General features: G+C 68.6%; 6 protein-coding genes. 4 read left to right on the top strand and 2 right to left on the bottom strand.

The window, feature by feature from the left end; translation table 11 throughout:
* The first annotated feature begins 5 nt into the window (after positions 1-5).
* Together OX958_RS18660 and OX958_RS18655 are read left to right on the top strand one after the other, a co-directional pair.
* Positions 6-5,687 (top strand): RHS repeat-associated core domain-containing protein, encoded by a 5,682-nt coding sequence (locus OX958_RS18660; RefSeq protein ID WP_270130050.1) that lies wholly within the window; start codon positions 6-8, stop codon positions 5,685-5,687.
* Positions 5,684-6,217 (top strand): hypothetical protein, encoded by a 534-nt coding sequence (locus OX958_RS18655; RefSeq protein WP_270130048.1) that lies wholly within the window; start codon positions 5,684-5,686, stop codon positions 6,215-6,217. The genes OX958_RS18660 and OX958_RS18655 overlap by 4 nt, the downstream gene beginning before the upstream one ends.
* On the opposite strand, the gene OX958_RS18650 is transcribed toward OX958_RS18655, so the two are convergent.
* Together OX958_RS18650 and OX958_RS18645 are read right to left on the bottom strand one after the other, a co-directional pair.
* Entirely contained in the window at positions 6,218-8,194 is a 1,977-nt protein-coding gene (locus OX958_RS18650; RefSeq protein WP_270130046.1) for an FtsX-like permease family protein, read from the bottom strand.
* Positions 8,194-8,961, bottom strand: a complete 768-nt coding sequence (locus OX958_RS18645) for an ABC transporter ATP-binding protein (RefSeq protein WP_270130044.1) — start codon at positions 8,959-8,961, stop codon at positions 8,194-8,196. The genes OX958_RS18650 and OX958_RS18645 overlap by 1 nt, the downstream gene beginning before the upstream one ends.
* A 109-nt stretch (positions 8,962-9,070) precedes the next feature.
* Between OX958_RS18645 and OX958_RS18640 the strand changes: the two genes are divergently transcribed.
* Together OX958_RS18640 and OX958_RS18635 are read left to right on the top strand one after the other, a co-directional pair.
* Positions 9,071-10,387 carry a sensor histidine kinase gene (locus OX958_RS18640; RefSeq protein ID WP_270130042.1) on the top strand — a complete coding sequence of 439 codons (1,317 nt, stop codon included), beginning with the start codon at positions 9,071-9,073 and terminating at the stop codon, positions 10,385-10,387.
* A complete protein-coding gene (locus OX958_RS18635; RefSeq protein ID WP_270130041.1) occupies positions 10,369-11,022 on the top strand; it encodes a response regulator in 654 nt (217 codons plus the stop codon). The genes OX958_RS18640 and OX958_RS18635 overlap by 19 nt, the downstream gene beginning before the upstream one ends.
* Positions 11,023-11,024 lie beyond the last annotated feature (2 nt).

Raw genomic sequence — 11,024 nt, 5'->3', positions numbered from 1 at the left:
AGACCATGCGCAGCTCCAAGGTCCGTAAACCCGCGGCCGTCCTGGCCGCTCTCACCCTCACGGCGACGCTGACCACCACCGTCGCCCCGACCGTCGCGGCCGCCACCGGTGGCCCTTCCGTCCCGTTGCCGAACACCACCTCGGTCGCCTCGACCAAGCAGTCGATGGCGCCACGGCCGGCCGACGAGGCGACCACCCGCTCGCTGACCGGGAACCAGCCCGCCTCCGGCGTACCCAAGGAAGGCTCGGGGACGTCGTCGGCCACCTCGCTCTCGCAGTCCGCGACCTGGGCGGTCTCAGCCCAGTCAGGTGACTTCAGTTGGTCCTACCCACTGCGCGTGCCGCCTGCGCCGGGTGGGCTGCAGCCGAACCTCGCCTTGTCCTACTCATCGTCAGCAGTGGACGGGCGAACGAGCGCCACGAACAACCAGGCCTCCTGGGCCGGTGACGGCTGGTCGCTCGAACCAGGCTTCATCGAACGCTCGTACTCCGGCTGTGCTGACGACAAGGAGGGCAGCAACAAGGGGCAGAACACCCCGGACCTCTGCTGGCGCTCCGACAACGCGGTGGCCGCGTACGGCAGTGGCGGGGGGCAACTGATCCTCGGCGCGAACGGTTGGCGTGCCAAGCAGGACGACGGCTCCCGGGTGGAGCGGCTGCACGGTGCCGACAACGGCGACGCCGACAAGGAGTACTGGCGGATCACCGACATCGGCGGTACGCAGTACTACTTCGGCTCCCGCAAGGAGTCGAAGTCGACCTGGACCGTCCCGGTGTACGGCGACGACACCGGCGAGCCCTGCCACGGCGCCACCTTCGAGGCGTCCTCCTGCACCCAGGCCTGGCGCTGGCAGCTCGACAAGGTCATCGACCGGCTCGGCAACGTGATGATCTACAACTACGCGCCGGAGACGGGCACCTACGGGCAGAACCTCAAGGACGCCCCCGTGTCCTACACCCGCGGCGGCCACCTGTCGTCGATCGAGTACGGGCTGAACGACGCGGTCGACGCTCCGGCGACGGGCCGTGTCGAGTTCGCGGTGGCCGATCGCTGCGTGCCGGGCAGTACCTGCACACTGGACAAGAAGGACAACTTCCCGGACGTGCCGCTGGACCAGCAGTGCGCGGCGAACTGCAAGGATCACTACGCCCCGACCTTCTGGACCACCAAGCGGCTCGCGTCGGTCACCACCAGTGTGCGACGTGCCACCGGCTTCGCCGAGGTGGACCGCTGGACTCTCGATCATCAGTTCCCTGACCCCGGTGACGGCGAGAAGGCGGCGCTCTGGCTGAAGAAGATCACCCACACCGGTCTGGCGGGCCCCAGCCCGATCACCCTGGACCCGGTCACCTTCGAGGGCTCCAAGCTGGCCAACCGGGTGTACCAGGGTGGCGACAACCTCTCCCCGCTGATCCGCTACCGCCTCACCGGCATCGTGTCCGAGGCAGGCGGGGTCACCACGGTCAACTACGCGGCACCGGACTGTCTGTCGGCGCCTACCAACGCCGAGACCAACCTCAAGCGGTGCTTCCCGGTCCGCTGGACGAAGAAGAACTACGCCGAGCGCACCGACTACTTCAACAAGTACGTCGTCGCCTCAGTGGTGCAGTCCGACCGGATCAGCGCCAGCCCGCAACAGCAGACCAGCTACGAGTACCTCGACGGCGCCGCCTGGCACTACGACGACTCCGAGTTCACCCCTGCCGACAAGAAGACCTGGAACGACTACCGAGGCTACGGCCGGGTCCGCATCCGCACCGGCGTACCGAACGACCCGTCCGGCCCGGTCACGATGTCCGAACAGCGATTCTTCCGCGGCATGCACGACGACCACCTACCTACCGGCAAGCGGACAGTGAACGTCACGGACTCGGAGGGCGGCAGCCACCCCGACCACGACTGGCTGAACAGCGCCCCGTTGGAGACGATCACCTACCTGGGTGAGAGCGACACCGTGGTCAGCAAGTCGATCACCGAGCCGGTCTGGCAAGGGCCGACCGCAACCCGCGGCGACTTCAAGGCATACCTCGTCAACCAGGGCACGGCTACCAACTACACCGCCCTCGACAACGGCCGTGGCTGGCTGAAGGCCAAAGTGCTGACCAAGTACGACGACCGTGGTCTGCCGGTCCAATCCGACGAGCACGGCGACCTCAGCCGCACCGACGACGACAAGTGCACTCGGACGACGTACGCGAGGGACACGGACAAGTGGATCCTCGACCTGGCATCCCGGGTGGAGACCGTCGCTGTCGGCTGCAGCACAACACCGACTTACCCGGCCGACGCACTGTCCGACGTAGTACTGACACACGACGCGGCCGGCAACCTCACCAAGTCGGAGCGCCTGGATCAGCACCCAGCGGCCGGCCCTGTCTACGTCACCGATGAGATCCGCACCTACGACGTGTACGGCCGTCAGCTCACCAGCACCGACGCTCTCGGGGCGACCTCGACGACGACCTACACACCGGCGACCGGCGGTGCTGTGACCCAGCTGGTCGCCAAGAACGCCGCCGGCCACACCACGACCCAGACCCTCGACCCCGCCTGGGACAGACCGCTCACCAGCATCGACCCGAACCAGCGGAAGTCGGAGACGGCGTACGATGCCCTGGGCCGGGCCGTCGAGGCGTGGCAACCCAACCGGCCGCGCAGCGCGAACCCGACCGGCAGCGAGCAGATCAGCTACACGATCCGCAGTAACGGTCTCTCGGTGATCAGCAGCAGCAAGATCGGGCCGAACGGTCTTTACACCACCTCCAACCAGCTGTACGACGGTCTGCTGCGGGTACGCCAGATCCAGTCGCCGGCCCCGGGTGGTGGACGTCTTCTGACCGACACCCGCTATGACTCACAGGGACGAACTCACAAGTCCACGCAGCCGTACTTCAACGATGCGCCCGTTGACGACCAGCTGTGGACAGCGAGCAGCGACGCGGACATCCCCGGCCTGACAGTGACGCAATACGACGGCGCCGGCCGGCCGGTGGAGCAGATCTACCAGGGTGGAACTACCGAGAAGTGGCGGACCAGCACCCACTACGGCGGTGACCGAGTCGACATCACACCCCCGGCCGGTGGTACTCCGACCACCAGGATCACCGACATGGACGGCCAGACGACCGAGCTGCGGCAGTACAAGGCAGCGACGCCGACCGGCGCGTACGACTCGACCAAGTACACCTACACGCGGGCCGGGCGGCTCGCCTCCGTTCAGAACCCGGCAGGCAGCAGCTGGGAGATCGAGTACGACCTGGCCGGCCGGCAGACGAAGGTCGACGACCCGGACAAGGGTGTGTCGACCAAGACGTACGACGTGGACGGGCGGCTTCTCACCGAAAGCGACGCACGGGGCGTCACGGTGTCCAACAGCTACGACATCCTGGGCCGGAAACTGTCGACCAGCAGTGGCGACACCCTGCTGGCCAAGTGGACCTACGACACCGCATCGTTCGGCAAGGGTCTGCCCGCCTCGGAGACCCGGTACGAGGGCGAGAAGGCCTACACGAGCGCGGTCACGGCGTACAACGCGCTGAACCAGCCGCTGCAGACCAAGTTCACCATTCCTGAGGAAGAGGCCGAACTGGCCGGGACCTACACCACGACGACCAAGTACAACGTCGACGGCAGCCAGCTGAGCACCACGTACCCCGCTGCTGGTGACCTGCCCGCCGAGACTCTCAACCACACCTATGACGACGCGGGCCGCGCTGTGCGAACCTACGGTGGTTTCGACGGCTCGACTGTCGAGTACGCGCTCAACACCGAGTACACGCGCTACGGCGAACTACAGCGCGTGCACCTGGGCGAAGGAACCCAGCGTGCCTGGTTGTCGTATTACTACGACGACCACACCCGTCAGCTGAACCGCAAGATCGTAGATGCCGAGGTGACTCGGCCGATGCAGTCCGATATCCGCTACACCCGCGACCCCAGGGGCAACCTCACCTCGATCTCCGACACTCCGCAAGACCAGACCGGCGATGTGCAGTGCTTCCGGTACGACTACTTGCGGCGTCTGACCGCGGCATGGACGCCCGATTCGGATTGCTCGGCCGAACCGGCTACTGCCGGGCTCGCCGGCCCCGCTCCGTACTGGCACTCCTTCGACTACGACAAGTCGGGCAACCGCGTCACGGAGATCCAGCATGCGGCCGGTGGGGACACCGTCCGGAACTACGCCTACCCGGCCGCTGCCGCGGATCGCCCGCACTCGCTGACCTCGGTGACCAGCGGGACCCGCGTCGACACCTATGGGTACGACGCTGCCGGGAACACCACCTCTCGCAAGGTCGGAACCCGCGACGACCAACTGGCCTGGAACCCCGAAGGCCGCCTCGCCGAGGTCACCGACAAGGCCGGTCGTAAGACGTCCTTCGTGTACGACAACAGCGGCAACCGCCTCATCCGCCGCGACGCGTCCACGGTGAAGCTGACCTTGCCCGGCCAGGAACTGAAGCTCGACCGGTCCACCGGCACTGTCAAGACCACCCGTTACTACATGCACGCCGGAGCCACCGTCGCCGCTCGCAGCGCCACCAGCCTGACCTGGCTGGCCGATGACCACCAAGGCACTGCTCAGGTCAGCATCGATGCCGCCAGCCAGGCGGTCACCAAACGCCGGCAGACGCCCTTCGGCGCCTCTCGCGGTGGCCCGGTCGGCTGGCACGACGAGAAGGGTTTCGTGGGCGGCAGCAACGACGCGTCCACCGCACTGACCCACATCGGTGCCCGGGAGTACGAGCCGGAGACCGGCCGCTTCATCTCGGTCGACCCGATCATGGACGTGGCCGACCCGCAGCAGATGCAGGGCTACGCCTACGCCAACAACAGCCCGATCACCAACTCGGACCCGTCCGGTCTGAAGTTCTGTGGCTCGGAGGAGTGCACCGAGGTGGCCTCGGGTGGTCACTGCTCGTGCAACCCGCCGCCGAGGCCGCTGTCGGTGGACGTCCAGCCGGACATCCCGCAGAAGCCGAAGGCGCAGAAGCCGAAGGTGCAGAACCAGCGCCTGGACCGCATCCTCAGTCACATCTACCCGGAGGCGACGGACCGGAGCTGGATCGGCAGCGGCAAGCAGGCCGATGCCTTGCGCAACGAACTGCTGACCGGCCGGGCCACCAAGGGGATCTACCATGCCGACGCCGTGGCCCGTGACCTCTCGGCCCTGGTCACCCTGCTGCAGGACGACGACATCCAGGGCAGCCAGGGCCGGCCGATCATGACGGACATCGACCGTGCGCACGCGATCGCCGAGGCCAGGGAACTGCTGGGCGGCCTGAATCAGGAGGATCGCACCGGTATGGTGACCCGGGCGATCAACGAGGATGCCAACAAGAACAAGGGATTCCGGGACGCGATGAGCCGGGCGAAGGAGAAGGCCGCCTTCCGGCACGTCAGTGACGCCACCTTCAACCACGGCGGCCCGAAGGAGAACGGCGTGGTTCGCCAGTGGTACCCCGAGAAGGGCGCGACCACCAGGGGCTTCATCAGAGGGATGGGCGCACTCGGCGTCGTGCCGACCGTGATCGATCTGGCGAAGATCAACCTGACTCCGGGTGGGAACCAGAAGGAGAAGTTCGTCGGTAACCTCTGCGCGGTCGGAGACCCGGTCGGGATGATGTGTGGTCCGGAAGGAATGGGCGCCGCGTATCTTCGGAGCAAGGAGGACATGACGGGATGACGGCTGACGACGAGATCCAGGTCGACACGGCGGCCGGACCGCTGCGGGTCAGCCGGCGAAGCCCGACCGCGCAAGCTCTGGCTCCTGGCCGGCTGGCCGCGGACCGGCGCGAGCAGGTCGATCGTGGGCTGATGGACTGGAGCCTCGGCAGTGAACTCGCCGACCTGCTGTGGATGACGGTCCCGGCTGCCCGGGCCGCTCTGGCGGAACTGGCCGGCCGGGAGCTGGCCGACGCGGTCGAGTACGGGCGGTTCCTGAACGGACCGCTGTACGGAGATGTCGCAGCTCTCGTCCATGCGGACGTGCTGCTTCCGGCACTGGCTGACGGTCGGCGAGACGTCGTAGCCGCGACTCTCGCGGTGCTGCACCGAGTGATCGCCGAGGCGGACGGCGACTTCCGGTGGGAGACGATCGACGGCTACGTGATCCGGATGCTCGAGAAGGAGGGCCACGGAGGGGTGTTGCGCGACATCGACCCGCAGCTGATGAAGCTCGTCCGAGCGACCCGGCAACGCCTCGGGCAGCAGTAGCTACTGCACGGCGGCTGACGGTTGGGAGCGGCGCAGGATGACTGCTGTAGGCAGCAGCGCCGCTCCCACCGCGAGGCCCAGGCAGACGGTTCCGATGCCGAGCAAGGTCACCCAGGGGACGGTGGTCGGGACGTTCGTCAGGTCTACCGTCATCGCGTTGCGGATCAGCAGGCCGACAGTGACCGTGATCACCGTGCCCAGGCTGAGCGCGACGGCGCCGACCAGGGTGGATTCCCAGAGCACCATCCGGCGGAGCTGGGCAGGCGTCGCGCCCAGGAGCCGCGAGGTCACGAACTCGTGGCGGCGCTGCAAACTGCCCATCAGGAGCGTGTTGGCGATGGCGATCGCGCTGTAGAGGGCGGCGGGGCCGAGGAGCAAGATCAGGCCGAACTGGTTGCCGCTCCGGATCCCTTCGCCTTCCGCACGCTCCCACTCCTCCGCCGGTACGGCGTTCGCGCCGGTGCCGGTCAGCTTTTGGCGGAGCGCTTCGGCCAGAGCTGTTGGTTCCACGCCCGGAGCCGGCTCGATGAACCAACGGGTCGGGGTGGCTTCCGGAGCGTGTTGGCGGGCCAGCTCGAGCGGCACGAAGAAGTGTGGGTTCACGTCCAGGGCGTCCTTGAGGATCGCGACCACCGTGAGCTGGTCGGCGGTCCGGTCGGTGAAGGTCACGCTGATCCGGTCGCCCATCCGGTAGTTGCCTAGCCCCGCCATCTCCTTGCTGACAGCAATTGTCCTGCCGGTGAGATCGGCCAGACTGCCGGTGATCGGGGTGAGGTCGCGGGTCCGGGAGGCGATCGCCGGATCGATGCCTTCGATGCTCTCCAGGTCGGCGGTGTCCCGGTCCGTCCGGATGAAGTCGAGTGGGATGGCGCCGTCGGCCACCGCGACGCCCGGCGTACCGGGGATGAGCGCCGCGACCCGCTGGTCGTTCTCCGGCGCGGTCACCACGACGGAGGCACGGACGGTGTCGCGGATGGCGGCGGTGGAGGCGTCGGCGGCGAAACTCAGGGTCAGCACCATCGAGCCGGCGATCGCGGAGATGGCGAGGATGGGCGCGGCCAGCGATGCGCTGCGGCGCGGGGCCGCGACCACGTTGCTGCGGGCGAGCCGCCCCGACACGTTGGTCCAGGCCACCAGCGGGATCGCCCAGAGACGACCGGCCAGCGGTACGACGAGCGGAGCGAGCAGCGTCAGCGCGACCACCAGCAGCATCGGTGTGAACATCGCCAGCGGGATCACCGCCTCGCCCGTCCCCGGGCGGATCAGCGCGAGCAGCACGATCGATCCGGCCAGGAAGAGAGTGCCGAAGATCACCCGTACGACGCCGATCCGCGGTGGTTCGAGCGCCGCTTCCCGCAACGCGTCAACGGCCCCGATCCGCCCGGCACGACGTGCGGCCGACCGGGCACCGAGCATCGCGACGATCAGCCCGGCCCCCGTCGCGATCGCCAGCGGCACCCACGGGCTGGCGGGCTCGAGCTTCACCGGCGCCAGTTCCGTGTATGACGCCTTGGCCAGCAGCAGGGGAGTCGCCAACTGCGCCAGCACGGCTCCCGTGAGTGACGCGGCGAGCGCGACCACCAGCGCCTCGCCGAGGATCATCCGCTTGACCTGCCGCGGAGTGGCGCCGATCAGCCGCAGCAGGCCGACCTCCCGTCGGCGGGAGGCGACGGCGAAGGCGAAGGTGCTGGCGATCACGAAGATGGTGATGAAACCGCTGAGCACGCCGACCATGCTGAGGACGACCTGCAGACCGGACACGTCCTCACCAGACAATACGACGCGGGCGGTGGTCGGTGGGTCGGCGTTCGGCAGGTTGACGACGACGGTGTCGGCGGACGGACCGCGGTAGGCCACGGTGGCGGCCGTCGCGGTGGCGGCCAGGCCGAGCAGGAAGACCCCGACGGCGAGCGCGACGAACGAACCGGCGTACAGGGATCGGTGCTGGTGGACGGTCTGCCGGCTGAGGAAGAGCATCAGCGCTCCAGGTCGCTCATGGCGGCGGCGATCTGGGCCGGGCTGCCGTGGTCGAGCGAGCCGGCCACCAGACCGTCGGACAGGAACAGCACCCGTTCGGCGTACGCCGCCGCGACCGGGGCGTGGGTGACCATCACGACGGTCTGGCCGGCCCGGTCGGTTGCCGTCCGCAACAAGCTGAGGATCTGCCGGCTGGTACTGCTGTCCAGCGCGCCGGTCGGCTCGTCGGCGAAGAAGACGGCCGGCTGGGTGATCAGCGCCCGGGCGATCGCGACCCGCTGCTGCTGCCCACCGGACAGCTCGGCCGGACGCCGGCGGGCCTTGCCTTCGAGACCGACCTGATCGAGGACCCGGTGCACGTCGTCGCGGCGAGGCTTGCGGCCGGTCAGCCGCAGCGGCAGCGCGACGTTGTCGTAGACCGTCAGCGAGGGCAGCAGATTGTAGGCCTGGAACACGAAGCCCATCTGCTCGCGCCGCAGCTTCGTGAGCGCTACCTCGCCGAGCCCGCGCAGGTTGGTGCCGCCCAGCATGACCTGGCCGGTGGTCGGCTGGTCGAGGCCGGCCGCGCACTGCAGCAGGGTGGACTTGCCCGATCCGGAGGCGCCCATCACGGCGGTGAAGGAGCCGCGGACGAAGTGGTACGTGACGCCGCGGAGCGCCTCGACCGAGCCCGCCTTCGAGCGGTAGGTCTTGGTGATCCCGTCCAGCAGCAGGGCAGGCGGTTCACTCGGTACGGCGATGCTGCGCGTCGGCGCTGGGCTGGTCATGGTTCCAGCAAACCGGTTCCGCCCGCTCCGGACGCTGGCCTACGGGCGAGGCCTGGAGTAGCGCACGCGCTACCGCCTTTCGGCCCGTCGCGCCCCTAGGGTTGAGCAAATGGAGAAACCGACCACGGCCTGGGCCGCGCTGAGCTCGAAGCGGTTCCTGATCTCGTCCTGGCCGTGGCGCAGCTATGCCTATCTGCTCACCTCGGTCCCGGCCGGCCTGGTCACGATCGTCGTCCTGTTCGTCTCCGCGGTGCTCGGCGCGGTACTGATCCCGGTCCTGGTCGGGATCATGATCATCGCCGCGTTCCCGGTGTTCGGCGTACTGATCGGGATCGTCGAGCGGTGGCGGGTGCGGTTGATGATCCCGGCCGGGGTGCCGAGTCCGCACGCGGCGATCCCCGCCGGGTACGCCCTGCGGGCCCGGTTGGCCTTCCGCCGCCGCGAACGCGCTTCTCTGCGGGCACTGGGCTACGGTCTGCTGCTGGGCTTCTTCGTCTGGCCGTTGAGCCTGGCGTTCGCGGGCCTGAGCGTCACCGTGCTGGGCGTGACCGTGCTCGCTCCGTTCATCGCGGGCAACGGGGACCTGGGAATGGGGCCTTGGACTCTGCAGAACTCCTGGGACGGTTTCGTCTTCCTCGTCGCCTTCGGGCCGCCCTGGTACGTCGTCAGCTCCTACATCCTCGGTGCGCTCGCCGGGGCGGAGGCCGAGCTGGCCAAAGCGCTGCTGGGACCTCGCGAAGAGGAACTCCGCCGCAACGTCGCCGCGCTGCGTCGGTCGCGGCTCGATCTGGTGGACGCGTTCGAGACGGAGCGCGCGCGGATCGAGCGGCATCTGCACGACGGCGTACAGCAGCGGCTGGTCGGGCTGACGATGACGCTCGGGCTGGCAGAGCTCGACCTTCCCGAGGGGGAGGGGCGGCGGCTGGTGGTCAAAGCCCACGGTGAGGCCGAGGCCGCGCTGGCCGACCTGCGTGAGGCGGTGCGCGGGATCCATCCACGGGTGCTGGTCGATCACGGGCTGGAGGCCGCGGTCCGGGAGGTGGCCGACCGCAGCCCGTTGCCGGTGAGCGTGCGGATGGCGCTGCCCGAGCGGTTCCCAACGCCGATCGAGGCCGCGGCGTACTTCGTCGTCAGCGAGGCACTGGGCAATGTCGCGAAACACGCCCGGGCGACGCACTGCGCGGTGGAGGGCTGGGTCTCGGGTGACCGCTTGGTCGTGACGATCACCGATGACGGGGTGGGTGGGGCAACCATCGGCAACCCGCCCGGTACGTCGTCAGCGGGCCCGAAGGCGACCCTTGGCGGCACCGGTTTGACCGGGCTGGTGACCCGGTTGGACGCGCTGGGAGGGACACTCGACCTGTCCAGCCCACCCGGTGGGCCGACCCGACTGAGGATGGAGTGCCCGTGCCGGCTCGACGACTGAGCATCGTCCTGGCTGAAGACTCACTGCTGTTGCGCGAAGGACTGGCCAGCATCCTGGACCGGGCCGGCCACGTCGTCCGGGATGCGGTCGGCGACGCGGACACCCTGCTGGCAGTCGTCCGCAAGGAACCGCCGGACGTCGTCATCACCGACGTGCGAATGCCTCCGGGCCACAGCGACGAGGGCCTGCGCGCCGCTGCCGCGATCCGCGCCGACTTCCCGGAGATCGGCATCCTGGTGCTGTCGCAGTACGTCGCCGACGCGTACCTCTCGTCGCTGCTGGAGACCACCACCGGCGGGATCGGCTATCTGCTGAAGGACCGGGTCGGGCACGTGGCGGAGTTCCTGGCCTCGCTGGACCGGGTCGCTTCGGGCGGCACGGTGGTCGACCCAGAGGTGGTCCGGCAGCTGCTCGCGCGGAGACGGGACGACGGGCCCTTGGCGGCTCTGACTCCGCGTGAGCTCGAAGTACTCGCATTGATGGCGGAGGGCCGGGTGAACTCCTCGATCGCGAAGCAGCTGGTCGTCAGCGAGGCGGCGGTCCGCAAGCACGTCGGCAACATCTTCGCCAAGTTGCGGCTGGACGACGGCCGCGATCGCCGGGTGTCGGCCGTGCTGACGTATCTACGGAGCTGAAC

It is taken from the genome of Kribbella sp. CA-293567 (genome assembly GCF_027627575.1).
Taxonomy (GTDB): Bacteria; Actinomycetota; Actinomycetes; order Propionibacteriales; family Kribbellaceae; genus Kribbella.
Note: the sequence above shows the minus strand (reverse complement) of the source record. Positions and strands in the feature narration are given on the sequence as shown.

Coding starts and splice junctions, on each gene's coding strand:
- OX958_RS18660 (WP_270130050.1), top strand. CDS start 6: ATGCGCAGCTCCAAGGTCCGTAAACCCGCGGCCGTCCTGGCCGCTCTC.
- OX958_RS18655 (WP_270130048.1), top strand. CDS start 5,684: ATGACGGCTGACGACGAGATCCAGGTCGACACGGCGGCCGGACCGCTG.
- OX958_RS18645 (WP_270130044.1), bottom strand. CDS start 8,961: ATGACCAGCCCAGCGCCGACGCGCAGCATCGCCGTACCGAGTGAACCG.
- OX958_RS18650 (WP_270130046.1), bottom strand. CDS start 8,194: ATGCTCTTCCTCAGCCGGCAGACCGTCCACCAGCACCGATCCCTGTAC.
- OX958_RS18640 (WP_270130042.1), top strand. CDS start 9,071: ATGGAGAAACCGACCACGGCCTGGGCCGCGCTGAGCTCGAAGCGGTTC.